The organism is Chryseobacterium piscicola, from assembly GCF_900156685.1.
GTDB lineage: Bacteria > Bacteroidota > Bacteroidia > Flavobacteriales > Weeksellaceae > Chryseobacterium > Chryseobacterium piscicola.
Genome location: NZ_FTOJ01000001.1, coordinates 555,239 through 576,530, shown reverse-complemented (window position 1 = coordinate 576,530; position 21,292 = coordinate 555,239). Strand labels below are relative to the sequence as shown.

General features: G+C 34.7%; 20 protein-coding genes and 3 tRNA genes. 7 read left to right on the top strand and 16 right to left on the bottom strand.

What is annotated here, in order from left to right; translation table 11 throughout:
• Positions 1 to 48 precede the first annotated feature (48 nt).
• The 3 genes from BW939_RS02685 to BW939_RS02675 all read right to left on the bottom strand — a co-directional run bounded on the left by BW939_RS02685 (position 49) and on the right by BW939_RS02675 (position 3,590).
• Positions 49 to 483 carry a hypothetical protein gene (locus BW939_RS02685; RefSeq protein ID WP_076449527.1) on the bottom strand — a complete coding sequence of 145 codons (435 nt, stop codon included), beginning with the start codon at positions 481 to 483 and terminating at the stop codon, positions 49 to 51.
• A complete protein-coding gene (locus BW939_RS02680) occupies positions 483 to 863 on the bottom strand; it encodes a RidA family protein (protein ID WP_076449525.1) in 381 nt (126 codons plus the stop codon). Before BW939_RS02680 ends, BW939_RS02685 begins: the two co-directional genes overlap by 1 nt.
• A 105-nt stretch (positions 864 to 968) precedes the next feature.
• A complete protein-coding gene (locus tag BW939_RS02675) occupies positions 969 to 3,590 on the bottom strand; it encodes a putative LPS assembly protein LptD (RefSeq protein WP_076449522.1) in 2,622 nt (873 codons plus the stop codon).
• A gap of 54 nt (positions 3,591 to 3,644) precedes the next feature.
• On the opposite strand from BW939_RS02675, the gene BW939_RS02670 reads away from it, so the two are divergent.
• Positions 3,645 to 4,934 carry an N-acetylmuramoyl-L-alanine amidase family protein gene (locus BW939_RS02670; protein WP_076449519.1) on the top strand — a complete coding sequence of 430 codons (1,290 nt, stop codon included), beginning with the start codon at positions 3,645 to 3,647 and terminating at the stop codon, positions 4,932 to 4,934.
• 55 nt (positions 4,935 to 4,989) lie between these two features.
• A tRNA-Glu gene (locus BW939_RS02665) sits at positions 4,990 to 5,061 on the top strand.
• Between the two features lie 59 nt (positions 5,062 to 5,120).
• On the opposite strand, the gene BW939_RS02660 is transcribed toward BW939_RS02665, so the two are convergent.
• The 10 genes from BW939_RS02660 to BW939_RS02625 all read right to left on the bottom strand — a co-directional run bounded on the left by BW939_RS02660 (position 5,121) and on the right by BW939_RS02625 (position 16,200).
• Complete coding sequence (locus tag BW939_RS02660; protein WP_076449517.1) at positions 5,121 to 6,857, bottom strand: HAMP domain-containing sensor histidine kinase; 1,737 nt, start codon at positions 6,855 to 6,857, stop codon at positions 5,121 to 5,123.
• The gene (locus BW939_RS02655; RefSeq protein ID WP_076449514.1) at positions 6,854 to 7,981 is read right to left on the bottom strand and encodes a histidine kinase; all 1,128 of its coding nucleotides are present in this window, start codon (positions 7,979 to 7,981) and stop codon (positions 6,854 to 6,856) included. Before BW939_RS02655 ends, BW939_RS02660 begins: the two co-directional genes overlap by 4 nt.
• Before the next feature lie 234 nt (positions 7,982 to 8,215).
• Positions 8,216 to 9,295: a porin gene (locus tag BW939_RS02650; protein ID WP_076449511.1), complete on the bottom strand. Its 1,080-nt coding sequence runs from the start codon at positions 9,293 to 9,295 to the stop codon at positions 8,216 to 8,218.
• Positions 9,296 to 9,371: 76 nt separating this feature from the next.
• On the bottom strand, positions 9,372 to 9,938 hold the full coding sequence (locus tag BW939_RS02645) for a K(+)-transporting ATPase subunit C (RefSeq protein ID WP_076449509.1): 567 nt from the start codon (positions 9,936 to 9,938) through the stop codon (positions 9,372 to 9,374).
• Between the two features lie 102 nt (positions 9,939 to 10,040).
• Positions 10,041 to 12,050, bottom strand: a complete 2,010-nt coding sequence (kdpB, locus tag BW939_RS02640; RefSeq protein WP_076449507.1) for a potassium-transporting ATPase subunit KdpB — start codon at positions 12,048 to 12,050, stop codon at positions 10,041 to 10,043.
• Positions 12,051 to 12,152: 102 nt separating this feature from the next.
• Positions 12,153 to 13,847: a potassium-transporting ATPase subunit KdpA gene (gene kdpA / locus BW939_RS02635; RefSeq protein WP_076449505.1), complete on the bottom strand. Its 1,695-nt coding sequence runs from the start codon at positions 13,845 to 13,847 to the stop codon at positions 12,153 to 12,155.
• A gap of 145 nt (positions 13,848 to 13,992) precedes the next feature.
• The gene (locus BW939_RS16130) at positions 13,993 to 14,070 is read right to left on the bottom strand and encodes a potassium-transporting ATPase subunit F (RefSeq protein WP_105170177.1); all 78 of its coding nucleotides are present in this window, start codon (positions 14,068 to 14,070) and stop codon (positions 13,993 to 13,995) included.
• Between the two features lie 105 nt (positions 14,071 to 14,175).
• A complete protein-coding gene (locus BW939_RS15925) occupies positions 14,176 to 14,316 on the bottom strand; it encodes a hypothetical protein (protein ID WP_165787319.1) in 141 nt (46 codons plus the stop codon).
• A 13-nt stretch (positions 14,317 to 14,329) separates the two neighbouring features.
• Entirely contained in the window at positions 14,330 to 14,689 is a 360-nt protein-coding gene (locus tag BW939_RS02630) for a DUF7674 family protein (protein WP_076450123.1), read from the bottom strand.
• A gap of 158 nt (positions 14,690 to 14,847) precedes the next feature.
• Positions 14,848 to 16,200, bottom strand: a complete 1,353-nt coding sequence (locus BW939_RS02625) for a sigma-54-dependent transcriptional regulator (protein ID WP_076449503.1) — start codon at positions 16,198 to 16,200, stop codon at positions 14,848 to 14,850.
• 523 nt (positions 16,201 to 16,723) lie between these two features.
• Between BW939_RS02625 and BW939_RS02615 the strand changes: the two genes are divergently transcribed.
• From BW939_RS02615 to BW939_RS02595, 5 genes are all read left to right on the top strand, one after another.
• Complete coding sequence (locus tag BW939_RS02615; protein WP_076449499.1) at positions 16,724 to 17,038, top strand: hypothetical protein; 315 nt, start codon at positions 16,724 to 16,726, stop codon at positions 17,036 to 17,038.
• A 73-nt stretch (positions 17,039 to 17,111) separates the two neighbouring features.
• Positions 17,112 to 17,366 carry a 30S ribosomal protein S20 gene (gene rpsT, locus BW939_RS02610; protein WP_047442289.1) on the top strand — a complete coding sequence of 85 codons (255 nt, stop codon included), beginning with the start codon at positions 17,112 to 17,114 and terminating at the stop codon, positions 17,364 to 17,366.
• A 12-nt stretch (positions 17,367 to 17,378) separates the two neighbouring features.
• A tRNA-Glu gene (locus BW939_RS02605) sits at positions 17,379 to 17,450 on the top strand.
• Positions 17,451 to 17,517: 67 nt separating this feature from the next.
• A tRNA-Glu gene (locus BW939_RS02600) sits at positions 17,518 to 17,589 on the top strand.
• Between the two features lie 78 nt (positions 17,590 to 17,667).
• The gene (locus tag BW939_RS02595; RefSeq protein ID WP_076449497.1) at positions 17,668 to 18,234 is read left to right on the top strand and encodes a hypothetical protein; all 567 of its coding nucleotides are present in this window, start codon (positions 17,668 to 17,670) and stop codon (positions 18,232 to 18,234) included.
• A gap of 40 nt (positions 18,235 to 18,274) precedes the next feature.
• On the opposite strand, the gene BW939_RS02590 is transcribed toward BW939_RS02595, so the two are convergent.
• Genes BW939_RS02590 through BW939_RS02580 form a run of 3 tightly spaced genes read right to left on the bottom strand, consistent with a single transcriptional unit; the run spans position 18,275 to position 21,096 of the window.
• The gene (locus BW939_RS02590) at positions 18,275 to 19,219 is read right to left on the bottom strand and encodes a transporter (RefSeq protein ID WP_076449495.1); all 945 of its coding nucleotides are present in this window, start codon (positions 19,217 to 19,219) and stop codon (positions 18,275 to 18,277) included.
• A 10-nt stretch (positions 19,220 to 19,229) separates the two neighbouring features.
• Positions 19,230 to 20,276 (bottom strand): cytochrome-c peroxidase, encoded by a 1,047-nt coding sequence (locus tag BW939_RS02585; protein WP_076449493.1) that lies wholly within the window; start codon positions 20,274 to 20,276, stop codon positions 19,230 to 19,232.
• On the bottom strand, positions 20,269 to 21,096 hold the full coding sequence (locus tag BW939_RS02580) for an MbnP family protein (protein ID WP_084566573.1): 828 nt from the start codon (positions 21,094 to 21,096) through the stop codon (positions 20,269 to 20,271). The genes BW939_RS02585 and BW939_RS02580 overlap by 8 nt, the downstream gene beginning before the upstream one ends.
• Between the last annotated feature and the right edge of the window lie 196 nt (positions 21,097 to 21,292).

The following is a 21,292-nucleotide window of genomic DNA, read 5'->3' as shown; positions in this document are numbered from 1 at the left end:
CATTAGAATTTAAACAGAAAACCGCCGCAATAATTTGCGGCGGTTTTTTTATGATTTAAGTTTCTTCTTTTTCCTTTCGTAGATTACTTCTACTATTTTTCCGCCCATCCATGCAAAAGGGAAGAAGATAAGAAATATAGAAATCTTATAAAATGTAGGGTGGTAAGGAAGAATAATGACATCCAACATCGCTATAAAAAGCATGATGAAACCAATAAGAATTGCATAAGCTACTTTTGCGTATTTTACAATCATGGCAGTTACAACTCCTCCCACGGTAGTTCCTAATCCTGAAATAAAGAGTAAAAAACCAAAAAATGCATCATTGTTTTTCATGCTCTCCAAAAATCTATGCCAATGCTCAAACGGAGCAAAAGCTTCAAAGGTAACCCACTGAGGAAAAACTCTTATACCAAGAGTGATGATAAGACCTGCAATCACCAGACCTACTAAAACAGCAAATGTATTTCTTATAAAACTCATTAATATTGATGTGCAATCATAGAAATTTCGATATCCACATTTTTTGGCAAACAAGAAACCTGTACAGTCTCTCTCGCTGGATAGCTTTCTGCATCTAGATAAGATGCATAAATATCATTCATCACTGCAAAATCATCCATACTTTTCAAGAAAATGGATGCTTTCACTACATTTTTAAAAGTCATACCTGCCTCAATTAAAATAGCTTCAAGATTTTTCATAACCTGATGCGTTTCTTTTTCAATTCCTTCCACAAGCTTTCCTGTAGAAGGATCTACCGGAATCTGACCAGAGATATACAAAACACCATTAGCCAAATTAGCCTGAGAATAAGGTCCAATTGCTGCGGGAGCATTTTCTGTATTGATAATTTTTTTCATTTATAGATTATTATTAATTTTTGATATGTAAAAATAATTAATGTTTAATTACCCTCATTTCTCCAGATGCAAATATAAAATTTCTAATTCAAATAAAATATGATCTTAGAACGGAGCATTTGGCTGTGTGAAACTTCTATCTTTATATTTCAGAGCATCGCTTAAGATATTCGCTTTAATACCGATGAAGAAATCATACACTTTGTATTGCCCGAAGGGAACCCAATTAAAATTGATGGTAAAACTACGCTGATCTCTTGCAAAACCAATTCTTGTGTATGCTAATTTACCCGTAATCATATCGTAGTGCGTACTACCAGTAACGTTCCAATAAGGTGTGAGCTTCATGTTTCCGTCTAAACCTACGGATGCAATTCTGGTACCTTCCCTCAACAAACCTTTTGTATATTGGTAACTGGCATTTACATTTAAACTCCAACTTTGGTCGAAATGAGCATAATTATCATTATCAAAATAATAATTTTCATTTCGAATTTCTCCTTTTTTATCGTAGAGTTTTTTATAATCTTTCTTTTCTCCTTTTTTTGCAAAAATTTCGCTGCTCAATGGATAAGACATCTGCACATTAAAACCCTGCACGCTAAAAGATCCAAAATCTTCAGTTCTGATACCATCGTTTTGGCCAGGTATAAATAAAATCTTATACGGTTCAATAGCTAAACTTGTGTTTATACTCAATTTACTATCAAAAAGTGAAGTCTGCCCATTTACTGTAATTATTGAAAAAGGATGAGATTTTGCTAAAAAATTGTAGTTACCGTTAATATTGAGAGATTCAAAAATTTTAATTTTTTTCACTCCGGTAGAATCGCTTTTAGATTTAATTTTCATTTCGATATTATTCGCAATACTATAACCTAAAGCACCAACTTCTCCTGCACTTGGACTTCCTACAATTCCGTTATCAAAAATAGAGTAAGGCATGAGAGCTCCTGCAGCATCATAATAATTTCTAAAATATCCAAAACCTGGCGAGCCAAAATCTGGGGCATAAGAAAAACTTAAACTTGGCATTACCATGTGACGAATAGCCTCTACAGCACCCCCTTTTTTAAAATTCAGCATTCCGTACAAAGTAGTTTGCAAAGAAGCACTCGTATTAAATGTAGAATAAGCTGCCACTTTTTTATTAACCTTGTCTACCACTACATTTTCTACAGGATCATAAAATCTGGTAAGCGTTTTAGTAGTTAGGGCATTATCAAAATTGGCTCCTAAAGTAAATGTAAAATATTTTGCTATTGTGGTATTAGTTCCCAACGCAACATTATTTTTCACACCGGTCTGCAGTTTATCCCACATTGCTTTAGTGAATAATTCTCCTTCCCCTGTACTAACAGCGTTGGTAAGGTTAATACCTGTATTTACTGTAATATTTTCTAAAAGACCTTGTCTTACACCTGTTTTAGATTTGAATAAATAAAATTGGTTGATGGCTATATTCATCTGAGGAAGGCGAAGATCTGCCAAACCTGTGGCAAAATTTTGGTTGTAGGATCCTGTAGCAGTAATGGAAACCGGTAGCGTTAGGAATCTTTTTGTAAGTGTAAGTGTAGAATTCTGCTGTGTTCTAAGCACACTTTGATCCATAATATAGTTATTATTAACCGTATTGTTATAAAAAGTCTGGCTTGTTACATCTACAGAAGCCGAAAACGTTAAAAACGGATTAGCCTTGGTATCCTGACTATGTCTCCATGCTATTCTGTAGGTACCTGTTTTGCCGTAATTATCAAGACCTTTGATACCACGAACAGTAGTACCTATGTCTGCAGAGAAATTACCAGTATAGCGGTATTTTTTTACATAATTCATCTCCGGGCGGAGTGTCCAGCTTCCTTTGGTATAAATATCAGCTAAAACTTTCAGGTCAAAATGCTCCCCAATCGGTTGATAATACCCCAAACCATTCAAGAAAAACCCCACATCTTCCCTTTCCCCAAAACTCGGAATCAAAATTCCCGCAGAACGTTTATCAGAAAATGGCAATATTGCAAATGGCATTACCAAAGGCGTGGGAACATCTTCAATATACATTTGGGCAGGGCCAACAATCAGCGTTGAGCTGTTTTTTCCTTTTTGCATCTTGATGTGAGAGGCGAGAAGATGATAATCTGGTCTAGAATCTTTTTTATCAATGTAATATTTATCTGTAGTAAACTCTGCATTTCTCATTACAAAGACAGAATCATTATACTTTTTAGTTTTGATGGCAACAATTAAACCTTCGCTTTCCTCTGTTCTTGCGTTATAGGCAATTGCTTCTCTCGTTTTTGTATTGTAACTGAAACTTTCTACCTCATATTTTTTTCCGGCTTGATCTACTTTTGCTAATTCTGTTACTTTTCCTAGAGAATCTAGTTTTCCTCTTGCAAAAATGATGTTTTTCTCCTCATCAATAGAGATATAATCTGCATCAATTTGCATATCCTGATATTTTACCTGTGCATTTTGAACCAGATAAATCATTTTTTTCGGTACATCTCTTCTTTTAGAATCAGCTTTTGTACGCAAAACATCTTCCAAAGACTCTTTTGGAAGAACTATAGTATCCTTTTTTTTGATGGTATCATTGGCAGCTTTTGCTATCGTATCTTTTACCATCATACTTTTTTGCAATTTCTCTGGCACTTGTTGTGCTAAAAAATTGTTAAAAATTAGGATAATTAGAATTTGTAATATATTTTTGAAGACGGTTTTGTCCAATTTTTGTTTTGATATAATTTGGCTCAAAATTAGTATAATTTTTAAAACTTAAAGATGTACCAATCAAAATTTAAAATAATTTTAGCATTTCTGCTTGTCGTTTTCTCTAGTTTTGCATTTTCTCAGAAGAAATTCACCATAGTTTTGGATGCAGGACATGGCGGAAGCGACCACGGTGCGTATCGTTCTTACGAAGATATTGGCCGTATAGCAGAAAAAGATGTCACACTCGCAATTACTTTGAAAATTGGCGCTAAGCTCGAAAAAAATAAAGATTTCAAAATCATTTATACTAGAAAAATAGATGAATTCCCTTCGCTTTCTGATCGTACTAATCTTGCCAACAGAAGCAAAGCCGATCTTTTCGTGTCTATTCATTGTAATTCTGCAGCAAGGAATACGGCGTATGGTACAGAAACTTTCGTGCAAGGTCCCAACCAAAACGGAGAAAATCTTGAGGTAGCTAAGCGTGAAAATGATGTGATCTATTTGGATGAAAAAGACAAACAAATCTTCGGATCTTATAACCAAAGTTCTCCAGAATCTCTTATTGCACTAAAACTTCAACAAAGTAAATATCTAGAGGCAAGCTCACTTTTGGGAGGTTTGGTAGAAGGAAATTTTGTGAATAGAGATAAAAGATTTTCGCGTGGCGTTTTTCAAAAGAACCTTCACGTTTTGAGGATGAATGCAATGCCATCGGTACTTATAGAAACAGGATTCATCAATCACCCAGAAGAAAGCCATTATTTGGCATCCGAGAAAGGCCAAGAAGAAATTGCCGAAAGTATTTATTTGGCAATTGTCGATTATAAAAAAGCTTACGACAGAAAAACAGGAAATGTATCTTCTAATAAAAAACCAGAGCCAGAAAAGCCAGTTGAAGTTCCTCTAAAAAATGATTTCAGAATATTATTGATGACTACCTCTATTAAATATAACGAAGGTGATCCTGCATTTCATGGTTTAAATTATATATTATCTATGAAAGAAGGCGGCGTTTACAAATACTACTATAGCGTCACCAATATGGCATCTATAAAAGATCAAAACATCAAAACAGCTAAAGATGCAGGCTTCAAAAATGCGTATGCAGTAGGTTTCATGCCAAATCAAAAATTAAATACTGGCTATTATAACATAGAAGTTTATGTAGGAAAAGATAAGTTAAGTGCCAACTCTCACATTCTACAGACTTTAAAAGATGTTGAGAGAAATAAAATGAACGGAGTGTTCTACTATACTTACGGAAAAGTGTATTCTTTGGAAGACGCTGTAAAACTTCAGGCTGATCTTGAAGCAAAGGGTATTAAGAATACAATTATTCAGAAAATGTATAAATAAGAAATATAATTTTGAAGTGTAAATGTTAATCAATACTTTTGCATCCTCAAAATTTGGTCTATTCGTCTAGTGGTAAGGACTCAAGGTTTTCATCCTTGCAACAGGAGTTCGATTCTCCTATAGACTACACCATTAAAAGCAACAAAAGCCCTCCGTTTGGAGGGCTTTTGTTCTATTTTGTTTTTTTTAAATATGTTTTGATTTAAGAATAAAATAAAAAGTACTTCCTACACCAATCTCACTTTCAACCCCAATTGTTCCTCCTTGTGCTTCAATAAATTCTTTACTAATGCTCAATCCTAAGCCGTTACCTTCTGTATTGGTTCCGGGAACACGAAAATATCTCGTGAAAATCTCCTTTAAATACTGTTTTTCAATTCCCAATCCTTTGTCTACAACCGAAAACTTAACCTTATCAGAATCAAGTGTTTTTACTTGAATTTTAATATCAGATTTCTCATTGCTGTACCGAATTGCATTGGATACAAGATTATTAAGAACCCAAAGCGTTTTCTCTTCATCAGCTGAGAGTGTTTTTTGCAGAGAATCTACTTCAGTTATGATGGTTATTTGCTTTTTATCTGTTGCAGATTTATTGGCGCTAATTACCTCTTGAACGAGGGAATTTATATCAACCGGACGAATATGAAATTGCGACACACCTGTCTCTAGTTGGGCAATATTCAATAATTCTCCTGTAATCTTTAGTAATCTTAATGCATCATCATTAATGCCACTCAAAAGATTTTGCTGCTCTTCATTCAGGCTGCCTATCTTTTCATTGTTTAAGAGTTGTAACCCCATTTGAATGGAAGAAATTGGCGTTTTAAATTCATGTGAAACCGTGCCTATGAAACGTGTTTTAGCTAAATCCAATTCTTTAAAAGGAGTAATATTTCTTAACATAATTACCTGGCCTATAAAGCGACTTTCGGTTTCTCCTGTAGGAACTACATTGATATCAACAATATCTTTATCAAAATAATTTTCTTTGCCTTCTACAAATATTTTAAAAAAATCTGAAGCCTCGTTTTTTGATTCCGGATTGATGATTTCTTTAATTAAAGCTCTTACAAGATCGTTTGTAACGGCAACATCCTGAATCTGTTGCCCCACAAAATTGGTTCTTTTAAGACCAGAAATTTTTAATGCTTCATCATTTACGAAAAGAACTTTTCTGTTTTCGTCAATCCCAATTACGGCATCGTGCATATTGTCGATCAAGGTTTCAATTCTTTTTTTTCCTTTTAAAATTTTATCAATTCTGCTTTCAGAATATTCCTGAAGTTTTTCCGCCATGGTATTAAATGACCTTGCCAATTCGCCAAACTCACTATTACTTTCAAACTGTACCCGTTGTCTGTAATTTTGGTTGGCAATCTGATGAATGCTAGAAGTCAATTCACGAATCGGATTTGAAATATTGGCCGGCAAATTAACCATTAAAATAAACGCAATAAGAAAGCAAAAAGTGCCTGCGATGGAAATCACTGCAATTGCATTTTCTGCAGTGGTATTGGCAATTCCGCTTTTGATCTGGATGGCGTTCATATTCAGCTGCATTAGCTCAGCAATATCTTTCCGGATGGCTGAATGTAGGTTTAGATTTCCTGTGTCAATTTTTAAATCAGAAAAATGATCATTAATATTTTGAGTGGCTTCTTTTTCTCCACTTTCTGTAATATTCTTACGTTGAAGGTTAAGGTTTTTTTGAAATTCTGATAACGCAATCGGTTCTTTCCCTATTTCTTCGAGCGACAACAGCATATTTCGAGAGTATTGCAATGTATTGTAGTTGTCTGTAAGGATATTTTGGGTATCTTTTTTCAGCTGATAAATAAACCATCCTCCTAAAGTTGACAGTACAATTATCATAAAAAACAGCAGACCTACTCCTGCATTAAGCTTTGCTTTAATTTTCATTGCGACAAAATTACTAAATCTACGTTTTGTTTTGAAAGTCTTTTCAGTAAGGAATTAAAAGTGTCTGTTGCCAAAATAATCCTCCAAATATCCAAATGGGGTTTGCCGATGCATACCGTTGTAATTTTACGTTCTTCGCACTGCTCCATAATGGTCATTGCAATATTTTTACTTTGAATTTTTATGATTTCTGCGCCCAATTCGGTAGCCAGTTTAAAATTATTAATCAAGTGTCTTTGCTTGTTAAGCGCAATTCTATCAGCCGATTCACGAGGAACCTGAACGTAGAGTAAAAACCACTGGCTATTGTAATAACTTGCCAGTCTCGCCGTTTTTCTGATTACATTTTTAGCCGTCGTTTCATTTGAACTGATACAAGCAAGAAATTTTTCTTTCCTTAACGTTTTTCCGGTTATAATTTCGGTTTCTACTTTTCTGGTAACCTGTGATGCTACCTCTTTCAACGCCAGCTCACGAAGCTGAAGAATATTTTCATTCTTAAAAAAATTGCTCAACGCAGAAGGTATTTTACTTTGTTCGTAAATTTTCCCTTCTTTTAATCTTGTAATCAACTCGTCTGCAGTAAGATCAATATTCACCACCTCATCCGCCGAAGCCAAAACGGTATCAGGAATTCTTTCATTGACTTCAATTCCTGTCACAGCTTTCACCTCATCGTTTAAGCTTTCTAAATGCTGAATATTTACCGCCGTGATTACATTAATTCCGGCATCCAAAATTTCAAAAACATCCTGCCATCTTTTTTTATTTTTGCTTCCTTCTATATTGGTATGGGCAAGCTCATCAATAATCACAATCTCTGGGCGCAGAACAATAGTTGCCGGAACATCCAGCTCATCCAGCTCTTTTCCTTTGTAGAATAATTTTCTTCTCGGGATAATAGGAAGACCTTCAAGGAGTTCGTGGGTTTCTTTACGATTGTGTGTTTCTATATATCCTATTTTCACATCAATCCCGTTTTGAAGAAGCACATGAGCTTCCTGCAGCATTCTGTAAGTTTTCCCCACTCCAGCGCTCATCCCGATGTAAATTTTCAGTTTACCTCGTTTTGAACTGTTGATGAGATGCAGAAACTCTTCTGCGGATTTTCTTGATTCGTTCATTTTAAATAAAATGATTTAATTCTTTTCTAAGACATTTGTAAAATCTTTTAAACCAACGAGAGATTTTTAATTTCATTCAGACATAAATTTCAAGAGAATTTTTCTTTACCTCAGCCCTAAAGGGAGGAAAACTCTCTTGAAATTGACCAAAATCACTCCCTTCAGGGCCTGGGAAATAATTTTGGTCAATTTTATATAGGTAATAAATTTAAACAAAGATCCTATTCATTATTACTAAAATGAAATAGCCAATGCTGTAGTCGCCGTAAAACTTTGTTTATTAAAATCCTCCTCTCTGTTCATAAAAACAGCATCTTTATTGTTTAAATTTCTGATTTCAGTTCGCCAAACAAGGTTGGGTAAAATCTGATAATCTGCATTGAAAGAATACCCTAACGTTTTAAAGCCATTTTCTGTACCTGTAGAAATAATAACACCTTTTTCATCCTGATAATATTCTCCTCTTGCTGTAAAACTCAATTTATCTGTGGCGTTATATTTTGCAATTAAAACAGGTGTATACCAAATATTATACTGGTCGCTTCCTTTTGCTTTCTGTTCGGCTCCTATATCAAAACCTGCAGTAACGCCCAGCTTTTTATTGATTTGATACACCGCATACAGATTATGAAAATATCGCATCTGGCGAATACTGTCTGGTTTATCATTACCAATGAACGAACTGCTGTTTATGGTGAATTTTTCATTCGGTTTAAATGTCAACTGATGTCCGAATGCAGGTGTAGAATTGCCATCAACTCTCTGGATACGCTGCCAACCGTTGAGTACCAAACCGCTTACGAACCATTTACCACTTTCTGAAGTATAAGAAATTTTTGCACCGGTTTCAAAATAAGGCGAATTGTCAGCAAAAAGACTTCGCGTAAGTGTCCAATTGTCTTTTCCTATGGCACTTTCAAATCCTAAATGGGATGGAAAAACTCCGGCATCAATCCATAGATTATGTTTTTTGGAGATTTTCAAACCAGCGTTGGCTTCATAAACATTTTTCATTACGCCTTGTTCTGCTGCGTAATTGGCATTCATGTACGTTCCTACTGCCAAAGCAAGATTGGCCCGTACATTTGCTGTGTTGTAAGCCGCTTTAATGAAGGCCAAATTAACATTGATCTCATTATTTCGATTGTGACTGTAAACAAACGGAGGACGGCTGTTGTTTTTAGGATTATTAAAATCTGCAGTGTAATACACCTCAGCGTATCCGCTTATTGTAAGTGGTTTAACGATTGAATCGTTTTGAGCAGATGCACTGATACCGCATACTGCCAACAAAACAAATAGTATTTTTTTCATTTAATTTAAATTTAAGAAAAAGATGGGATTTTATTTAAAAAAATAAAACTCACGATGATAAATATTGATTTAAAATTTACTTTCCACTTAACTGGTCGAGTGCGATATTCAATTTTAGCACATTGATTTTTTCAGGACCAAACAATCCAATCAGAGGTTTTTCTGTCTGCTGAGCAATTAGATCATTGATTTTTACCTCATCCATATTTCTGATTTTGGCAATTCTTTTTACCTGAATTTTCGCGGCCTGTACAGAAAAATTCGGATCTAATCCGCTTCCGCTGGCCGTCACTAAATCTGCCGGAATATCTGACTTTTTGATTCCAGGATTTTTCAACAAAATCGTATCGACACGAGCCTGAATTTGTTTCAAATACTCTTCATTTGATGGAGCTTTGTTAGTTCCTCCAGAACCAGCCGCATTGTAATCAACCGCTGAAGGACGAGAATTGAAATATTGATCTGTAGTGAAAGACTGTCCTATATTAGAATAGTAGGTTTTATTATGATGTTCAATTAAATCTCCTTTTCCCTTATTAGGTGAAAGCTGAGCAATCGCCCAGATGGATATCGGATAAACAATAGCAAGAAGAACGATGCACAATGCAGTCAGTTTGATTGCTGGTAAAATATGATTTTTCATTTGATGATAATTTTAAAAAGGCAGTTAGCAGGAAGAATTGAGATAGTTAATGGACGAAAAGTTACATGATAAAAGTCTCTTCCTGCCTTGCCTTTGATATATTTAGAAAAATAAGGATACAATGATGTCAATGATTTTAATTCCGATAAAAGGAATAATAACTCCACCCAATCCGAAGATGAATAGATTACGTCTTAGCAAGGCTGATGCGCCGATTGGTTTATAAGCCACTCCTTTCAATGCCAGTGGAATTAATATCGGGATGATAATCGCGTTGAAAATAACTGCCGATAAAATTGCACTTTCCGGACTGTGAAGATTCATGATGTTTAAACCCTGCAGTGCTGGAATTGCGGTGATAAACAATGCCGGAATAATGGCAAAATACTTCGCAACATCATTGGCGATACTGAATGTTGTCAGCGTTCCTCTTGTCATCAGCAATTGTTTACCAATTTCTACAACTTCAATCAGTTTTGTGGGATCGTTATCCAAATCAACCATATTTCCGGCTTCTTTTGCAGCCTGAGTTCCACTGTTCATGGCAACGCCTACATCTGCCTGAGCCAATGCCGGAGCATCATTGGTACCGTCACCCATCATGGCAACCAGACGACCTTCCTGTTGTTCTTTTTTGATATAGTTCATTTTATCTTCCGGTTTTGCTTCGGCAATAAAATCGTCAACACCTGCTTTTTCAGCAATAAATTTTGCTGTAAGTGGATTATCTCCGGTCACCATTACCGTTTTTATCCCCATTTTTCGGAGACGTTCGAAACGTTCGCTGATTCCGGGTTTAATGATATCCTGAAGTTCAATCACTCCCAGAACTTTTTCATTTTCTGAAACTACGAGTGGCGTTCCTCCATTCTGAGAAATTTCTTTAACTTTTAAATCAATTTCTTGTGGAAAAATATTTCCAGCCGCTTCCGATATTTTTCTGATGGCGTCGGTTGCTCCTTTTCGGATGCGGTTTCCGTCATAATCAATCCCTGAACTTCTGGTTTCTGCGGTGAATTTGATAAACTGAGGATTACTGATTTCATAGCTTAAAGGATTGATACCCGCCAGCTCTATGATTGATTTCCCTTCGGGAGTTTCATCTGCCATTGAGCTCAAAACAGCTGCTTTAATCAGTTGTTTTTCATCAACTTGGCTAGCAGGATAAAAACTTGTAGCCTTACGGTTTCCGATGGTGATTGTTCCTGTTTTATCTAAAAGTAAAACATCGATATCTCCGGCTGTCTCCACTGCTCTACCGCTTTTTGTGATGACGTTGGCGCGCAATGCTCTATCCATCCCGGCAATACCAATCGCAGATAATAATCCCCCAATGGTTGTGGGTATCAGACATACAAAAAGTGAGATAAATGATGCAATGGTAATGGTGACATTAGAATAATCTGCGAATGGTTTTAAAGTTACACACACGATGATAAAAACCAATGTAAAACCTGCCAGTAAAATAGTTAATGCAATCTCGTTTGGCGTTTTTTGCCTTGAAGCACCTTCCACTAAAGCTATCATTTTATCTAAAAAGCTTTCGCCGGGTTGCGTTGTCACTTGTACAACAATTTTATCCGACAAAACTTTTGTTCCTCCTGTTACAGAACTTTTATCACCACCCGATTCACGAATTACGGGAGCAGATTCTCCGGTAATCGCACTTTCATCTATGGTAGCGAGTCCTTCAATTATTTCTCCGTCTGAAGGAATAATATCTCCGGCTTCACAAACAAAAACGTCCCCTTTCTGTAATTTAGATGAAGAGATAGTTTCACCATTTTGAAGTTTTGCAGGCGTTTCTTCTCTTGTTTTCCGAAGACTGTCTGCCTGAGCCTTTCCTCTGGCTTCGGCAATTGCTTCAGCAAAGTTTCCAAAAAGAACGGTGAGCAAAAGAATAATGAATACCGTAAAGTTGTAAGCAAAACTTCCCTGAGATTTTTCTCCTGTCAAAGTCCAGACGCTTACAAAAAACATCACCAATGTACCGAGCCATACAAGAAACATGACGGGGTTTTTAAACATTAGTTTCGGATTCAGTTTCACAAAAGACTGTTTCAATGCTTCCTGAACCAATTCTTTTTGAAACAAAGATTTATTTTGAGTCATTTTAATTTCTTTTATTTAAAATTTATTTAATATGTAGATACATATTGTTTTTCATTTGTCATATTGAATCGCGTCATCTTTATTTGTGTTTGGGTATCCAAATCATAGCGATTTCATTGAAAAATATTCTGCAATCGGGCCCAAAGCCAATGCCGGAAAGAATGATAATGCTGCAATAATTGCAATCACTGCAAAAGTCATCAGTCCGAATGTTGAAGTATCGGTTTTCAGCGTTCCTTCCCCTTCGGGAATGTATTTTTTCTTAGCCAATAATCCTGCAATTGCAACAGGGCCTATAATTGGTAAGAAACGACCGAGCAACAAGACAATTCCTGTAGAAATGTTCCAAAAAAGATTATTATCGCCTAACCCTTCGAAACCGCTTCCGTTATTGGCTGCTGAAGATGTATACTCGTACAATACTTCGCTGAAACCATGAAATCCCGGATTATTGAGCGTGGAAGTACCTAGATCAGGAAAATAAGTAGCTATTGCAGTTCCAGCAAGAATAAGAAAAGGATGAAAGAGTGCTACAATCATGGCAATTTTCATTTCACGGGCTTCAATTTTTTTACCCATAAATTCGGGAGTACGACCAACCATCAATCCACTGATGAATACTGCAAGAATAATGTAGATAAATATATTCAGGATACCTGCTCCATCACCTCCATAGAAAGCGTTTACCATCATTGCAAGCATTTGGGTCATTCCTGAAAGTGGCATTGCGCTGTCGTGCATAGAATTAACAGAACCTGTAGAAATTACAGTGGTCACAATACTCCAAAAACCTGAAGCAGCAGAACCGAATCGAACTTCTTTTCCTTCCATTGCGCCGAGTGACTGATCAATGCCCATTTGACTGATTGCGGGGTTACCATTCATTTCCATGATAACTGTTGGTACAGCCAGCAAAAGAAATCCTACCGTCATGACTCCAAAAATCATGTATCCAAATTTCTTTCTGCGTATAAAGTATCCAAATGCAAAAACCATCGCCATAGGAATAATAAGTTGCGCAAACATCTCCACCATATTGGTAAAATAATTCGGATTTTCAAGCGGATGTGATCCATTGGCGCCAAAAAAACCTCCACCATTGGTTCCCACGTGTTTTATGGGAACAAATGCTGCAACGGGGCCTGTAGAAACCTCTACATTTTCACCTTCAAGCGTAATCATTTTATCTTTGCCGTTGAAAGTCATCGGCATTCCCTGAAACACCATTACGGCACCCATCAGGAATGATAGCGGTAATAAAATTCTAGTCGTTGATTTAAGGAAATAGTCATAAAAATTCCCCAGTTTTTCTGTTGATTTTTCTCTGAAAGCTTTAAAAACAACAATTGAAGCGGCAATTCCTGTTGCTGCAGAAACAAATTGCAGAAACATTAACCAAATTTGTCCTAAGTAACTTATTCCGGTTTCGCCTGAGTAATGCTGTAAATTACAGTTGACTAAAAAAGAAATGGTTGTATTGAAAGCTAAATCCGGCGACATATCCGGATTTCCGTCTGGGTTGAGTGGCAGCCAGCTGATATTCATCAAAATCAGCATACTGATGAAAAACCATAAGAAATTGATAGTTAAAAGTGCTGTTAAATGCTGTTTCCAATTCATTTCATAATCAGGATTAATACCTGATATTTTGTAGAAAAATTTTTCTACGGGTTTGAAAACAGGATCAAGAAAGGTTTTTTCTCCTGTGTAAACTTTTGAAATATACTTTCCAAAAGGTATCGCCAATAGCAATGTTATTAAAAACATCGCTACAACGCCTAAGATTTCAGTGTTCATAGTTTGTTTAATGAATTAATGCAAATTCTTTTACGGAAATCACCAAGTACAAAAAAGCAATAACGAAGCTGATCCAAAAAACCAGAATTCCCCACTCTTTCATTTGATGTATTATCTTGCGGTTCATTTGCTTATTAAATTATTTTTAAAATTTTTCTGGTTTTACAAGCACATAGCAGATATAAATGAATATGGCTATTGACAATAAGAATAGTATGGTCATCTTTTTTAATTTAAATTGTGTCGAAATATTCAACGAGACTATAAAACAAAACAAATAACACAACTGCTGTTATTAATAGAATAATTGTTATCATTTTATTTAATTTTAATTAATCTGCAGAATTGCAGCAGCTACAAAAACACCAAGGATTACAGCAATATTGATGGTAATCACATCTAGATTATGCTTTTCACGGGTAGACTTCAGAAGTTTCCAATCTCCTATTTTTCTTATTTTAGATTTCATTATTTTTTTAATTTTAAATTCCAGATTTATAAACTTGGTGCAAGTAATTATTCTGCAGACTCACTGACATTTTATCGAAAATCATTTTTTTATAAGCAGGTTCACTACAAAACGTGAAACTGTCTATGGAATACACGAAAATATTTTCAATTGCTCCTTTCAGTTTGTGATCGCCTCTGTTGTATAATTTATTCATTTTCTGAATGCATTTTTTCAGCATCTTCTGATCATGATTTTTAATCAGCTTTTTAATTTGTTTAGTGAAAGCATTGATTACCATGTAAGGACTGGTTGTTTTGTAAGATTCATTAAATTCTTGTTGCATCTCAGGAATTACTTCTATAATTTCCTTGATTGCTTCTGTATGGTTCATGTAGATTTGTTTTGAATGTATAATGCCAATATTTATACCTTCACACACAAAAACATCGCAAAACACTGAAAACCAAGTTTTTATTGAAAATCAACGTATTTATAGAACATAAAAAACCCTATCAAAATGATAGGGTCGTTATCAAAACGGAAATATTTTTACGAAATTTTGTATTCTTCAACCTTTCGGTACAAGGTTGCAATACCTATTTCGAGCAAACGAGCAGCTTCTGCTTTATTGCCTTTGGTATGAATAAGAACTTTCTGGATTTGCATTTTTTCTGCAGTTGCCATTGAAAATGCAGACATCATTTTTGTTTGAGAAGAATCTATCTCGTTATTGTAAACCGAAATATCCAAAGGAAGACTATCTATTTCTAATTCAGATGAATCTGTAAGAATCACGCTTCGTTCAATTACATTTCTAAATTCGCGAATATTACCCTTCCAAGGATGATTTTTTAATGCTTTTAAATAATCTGAAGATACAGAAGTGATATTTTTACCACTTTTAAGCGAAAAACGTTTCAAGAAAAATTTAACTAACAATTCAATATCAGCTACTCTTTCTCTTAATGAAGGAAGTTTAATCTGGAAAATATTGATTCTGTAATACAAATCTTCACGAAAATTTCCATTCTCTATTTCTGTTTTTAAATTTCTGTTGGTTGCTGCAATAATTCGGACATCGGTTTTAGTTGGTTTGCTATCACCTACTTTCAAAAACTCTCCAGATTCTAACACTCGCAATAACTTTGCCTGTAAATCTAAAGGCATTTCACCAATTTCATCAAGGAAAACCGTTCCCTGATTGGCTTCTTCAAAAATACCCTTACTATCTTTTAGAGCACCGGTAAAAGCGCCTGCTTTATGACCAAACAGTTCATTTTCCAACAAATCTTTTCCAAAAGCTGAACAGTTTATGGCAATAAAATTCCTTTTACATCTTTTACTAGAATGATGGATGGCTTGAGCAAAAACCTCTTTTCCAGTACCCGTTTCTCCGGTAAGAAGAACGGTAGCATCGGTTCCAGATACTTTTTTAGCAGAATCAATGGCAGAAATTAAAACGTCTGATTTTCCTATAATGCTATCGAAAGACTGTTTGTTATTCAACTGTTTTTCAAGATGAATAACCCTCTTATTCAAAGCTACCTTATCAGAAGCTTTATAAATAAGTGGAAGAATTTTGGTGTTGTCATCACCTTTGGTAATATAATCGAAAGCTCCATTTTTTATAGCCATCACACCATCCGGAATATTCCCGAAGGCTGTTAACAGAATGATTTCCACGAAAGGAAATTTTTCTTTAACAATTTTCGAAAACTCCACTCCGTTGCCATCAGGAAGTTTAACATCGCAAATAACGATTTCAATATCCGATAGTTCAAGTCTTTTGAGACCTGCTTTTAGATTACTTGCTTCGAAAACCTGAAACCCTTCCAAGCTGATAATTCTTGAGAGCAGCGATCTTATCTTAGCCTCATCATCGATGATTAATATGGTGTTCAATTCTGTAGAAATATAATGTTCAAAATTAGAATTAAAATTCCATTGGTACTCAATTTGGCAGAAATTATTATTTGCACCAACTTAGAGCCTATTAAAAAAATAAAATTTCAAGACATTTTTCTTTTCTTCAAACCAAAAGACAAATCAATACTTTTTTACAAAATATACTTTTCACAAAGGAAACTACAGCAGTTAAAATTATTGAAATTGCAAAAAACACAACTGCTGTACAACTAAAACACCATTAATTAGGAAAAAAATTAAAAATAATAATTGATAAGCTATTTATTTCGAGCTGATAATTAGCATTTTAACAAAAATTTAGATTAATTTAATATCTCTATTTTGAAAAAAAGAAAAAAATATTACCTTTGCACCAATCTAAAAGGGAGATTAGGCGTTTTTTTACTTTGACGGATGAGGATATTGGTTTTTTAAATAATTTTGTTTTTACAAATCTTTAAGTCTCTAAATATCGTAAATCTAGAATGTATATAACTCTTAGATTACCAAATTTGATATCATGCCGGATTTAAAAATACAGGAAGCAAAATTGCTTTTTAATAAAATCCACTCGAACCCAAAAAGTTACGATTTAAAAATCAATGAAGAAGGGATTACAGGCAGAGATGATAAAATAAGTTTCAGACTCTACAGGAACGGTGAGAGAAGTGCCTTTGAGGTACTGATTGACGGAATAACGTTCACCAACAACACTGGGGAATGGAATAATGCACTGAGCATGCTAACGAGCATAATCAGAAAAATAGAAAAAGAACAACAGAATATAAAATTAGAACAAGCATTAGATAAACTAAAAAAATACCTCTCAGAATAAAGTTTATTTTTTTTTAAAATAAATTTGGCTGGTAAAAAAAAAGTTTATAAATTTGCACTCACATTTGAACGATATGGCAAATCATAAATCAGCACTTAAAAGAATAAGACAAAACGAAGTTAGAAAAGTTCGTAACAGATACTACCACAAGACTGCTAGAACAGCAATCAAAGGGTTAAGAAATGAAGAGGATAAAACTGCAGCAACAGAACAATTGCCAAAAGTTATCGCTTTATTGGATAAATTAGCTAAGAAAAATATTATCCACAAGAACAAAGCGGCTAACTTGAAAAGTAAATTGACTAAGCACGTTAACAAGTTAGCGTAATTAATTATAGTAGGCCCGTTCGTCTATCGGTTAGGACCTCAGGTTTTCATCCTGGTAAGAGGGGTTCGACTCCCCTACGGGCTACTAAAAAGAATTGAAACTTTTAAAAATTCAAAATTACTAACCCGCTATTTATAGTGTGATGGTAGATGGCCCGTTCGTCTATCGGTTAGGACCTCAGGTTTTCATCCTGGTAAGAGGGGTTCGACTCCCCTACGGGCTACAAAAAGAGATTTCAGTTTTGAAATCTCTTTTTTTATTTTTGATAAATTTACAACTATTTTAAAAACAGTATAAAATCATGAAAAATAAATCAAATTTAGTCAATGGAATAATTGGAATGTTATTTATTCTTGGAATTTGTTGGTTAATATATAAATTAACCATATTTGCGTTCGAAAATTTCAGTAAAATTGATATCAATATTTTTATAACAATCATTGGTGGAACAATTACAATAAGTAGCTTTTACATAACGAGATATTTGGAAAGGAAAAAGGCTATCGAACTAGAGATTAGAAATAAAAAAATACCAATTTATGAGGAATTTTTCAATTTTTATTTTAGTGTAATGCTAAAAAATAACACTGATGAAGAAATAACAAATGACGAAATGGTAAAGTTTTTTCGCGAATTTAATCAAAAAGCTATAATATGGTTTCCTGATCATATATTGAAATCTTATATTGATTGGAAAAATAATTTAACGAAGTTTTCAGCAAACCAAGGAATTAGCTTGAGAGAAGTAATTCTTCATCAGGAACAATTCATGAATCAAATTAGAAAAGATATTGGACATAATAATAAAAATTTAATCGAAGGAAGTATAACTTCACTGTATATTAATGATTTTGACAAATTACAATAAACTTAAAAACCGCATGCGTAATAACATGCGGTTTCTTGTTTTAAATTCCAAAATTAAGGAATACATAAAATCTTGATTTCGCTTCAATATCTCCGCCTGCCAGATTGGTGTAAGTCGGAAGCATTAGTTCTGTTCCCAGACTGAATTTTTTGTAAGAAGCTTCAAAACCAAACTTACCGTACAAAGCACTTCCGGAAGTTTTCGGAAGCACTTCTTTATATTGGCGGTTTCGGTCATAGACTTCTCCCTGAAAACCAAATTTTGAAGAAAGAATGCTTTTTTCACTTCCAAAGATTTCATAAAAACCTGTGGCTGAATAATTCCACTGATTACCAAACTGATAGTGTTTTTTGTTTTCAGTTTTAATTGTGTAATCGGTATTGAGAAGCACTGCCAGTTTATTTTTTTGAAATCTGTAATTCAGAACTGCCTGATAATCCCAACTTCCGGTTCCCAACTGAAAACTCGGATTAACTCCGGAAATTCCTTTTTCATCAAACTTTCCGAGCGGAACTTTTACTCCTACTCCACCATTCAGCTGATGACTATTGTCTTTTGAATTGATCAACTGATAAATTCCCATTACATTAAAATCTCCGATTCCATTGATTTTGATGTTGCCCTGCAAAGTTTTCTTTTCATGAAAATGAAACGGTAAACTTGTATAAACACTCAATTTTTGAGTCAAAGGAATTTTTGCCCAAAGCTGAATGGTATTGAAATACTCATCTTGCGTTAAATCTTTAACAAATAAATTCTCTTTCGCTTTATAATGCTGAGCAAAATATTTAATTCCGATAAACTGTGGGTTTAAGAGAGACTCAAAACCAGAAGATCCGTTTCCTGCTGCGCAACCACAGGCATCGCATTCATTGAATAACATCTCATCTTGAAAATTATTTGAAATGTGTAAACTGTCATTCCCTGTTTTTGCCTGAAAACTGTTAAGTGAAATCAGACTTATGATAAAAACTATTTTCTTCATTTCTGTTAAATTATTCAGCGAATTTCGGATTAGAGATAAAATTTTTGTCTGATAATGTTTTCAGAAAAGCAATGATGAATTGTTTTTCCTGAGCATTCATCGCAATTCCGACATGGTTATTCTGTTTTAACTGCGGATCGAGATTAGGATTATCCTCAACATTATCAGAATAAAAATTGAGTACTGCTTCTAAAGTGTAATACCTTCCGTCATGCATGTAAGGCGCCGTATACTCTACATTCCTTAAGCTGGGAACACGGAATTTCATCCAGTCGTTTTGATCCAGCGTCACACGATATCGTCCTGCATCTTTAAATTGGGTATTGTAATACATTCCGGTGTTTTTGAAACTTTCGTCGGTAAACAATTCTCCTTTATGACAGGAAGCACATTTTTGTTGAAACAAAACCCTTCCTTGAGATTCTTGAGAGGATAAATTTACGTTTCCTTGTTTAAACTGATCATACTTAGAATCTGCTGAAATCAAAGTTGCCATAAACTGTGACAATGCTTTCAAGACTCGTTCTCCTGTAATACTTTCGTCTCCGTAAGTCTGCTTAAATAATTTTTTATAAAAATCCTCTTTACTGAGTTTGGCAACTACATCAGGCATCGAACTATCCATTTCCTTTGCATCTGTAATAGGAATAATGGGCTGTTGATTTAAATTATGAATTACGCCGTCCCACATATATCGTTTAAGAAAAATCATGTTTTGGATTGGCGGAGCATTTCTGATTCCTAATTGGTTGTCAATTCCATGACTCACCGTGTGACCGTGATGGGTAAAAGCATGTTCCTGAATATGACAGAAACCGCAGGAAATGGTATTATTTCTTGAAAGTTTGCCTTCATAAAATAATTTCCTGCCCAATTCTACTCCATTTTTTGTGATTGGATTTTCATCTTGATCAAAAGTCATTTCCGGAAAATAAGAGGGAAACTGAAGATTTACTGCTTCATCTTTTTCTAAAGGCTGAGTTACCTCATCGGAACAAGAAACAAAATTCATAAAAGCAAAGATTAATAATCCTGTTTTTAAAATAAGCTTAGTCATTGTGAACGTGATCTACTTTAAACATTTTCGTTAAATTATTCGTCACATTCACTAAATGCTGATTGGAGCCCATCGCCATATTATTAGCCGTTGAAAAGCTTAAAGCAGTTTCTCCACTTAAATATTGGTTGAAATCTGCCAAAATATGAATCGAAGGTTTTACTGTTGCCGAGACTCTTGCGGTTGTTGGAAGATCCAAAGTGACTTCACGATACAAATCTGGAGTATTATTGGCGGCTACATTTCCCATGTTTCCGGTGTGGTTCATAAATTCTGTGTTGGTAGAACTCGCTCCGTATTTCCCTTCGAGTTTTACGAAAATATATCCGGCAGCCCAAGACCAGGTGAGACTTTCTTTCTTGGCTTTTTCCCAAAACTCGGCCTGTCCGTTTTGTCCGAGTAAATAAGCATTCTGACTGATCCCTAATCCGAATTTTATTTTTTTATACTTGTTTTTCGGAATTTCATCTAAGTCTACATAAACAATTCCGGCAACGGCTTTCTCCTGATTGATGATAAAAGCACCTTTGTCGGGGTTATTTTCGTGGTATTTGAACTCATTTCCGTTTTCGTCGATTAGACTGATGTTGCTGATGACATATTTTAAGGTTGAAAACTGATGTTTTTGTCCGCTGGAAGACGTTTGAGTAGTTTGATTGAGCACAATATTTCCGAGATTATTGAATCCGTTTTCAAATTTGAGCTGGAGTTTTCCTTTTGCTTCTGGTGAAGAATCTTCTTCATCGTTGTTACGACACGATGTAAAGGTTAAAAAACTAATGGCAATAAAGAATAATGATAAAAATTTATAAATTTTCATATGTAATTTTCTTATTTTTTTTAATGGTCATATGTAATCACCTACACAAATAGTTATTGCTTTCGAACTTTAGTAAAGGCGATTTCATTCTGATTTTGATTTTTTAGTTGAAATGTTGTTTTATGCTCCATACGCGATAGGGATGGTAGCGGTTATCCTTTTTGTCTTTTCCGAATCGTTGTTTTTATAGACTCAC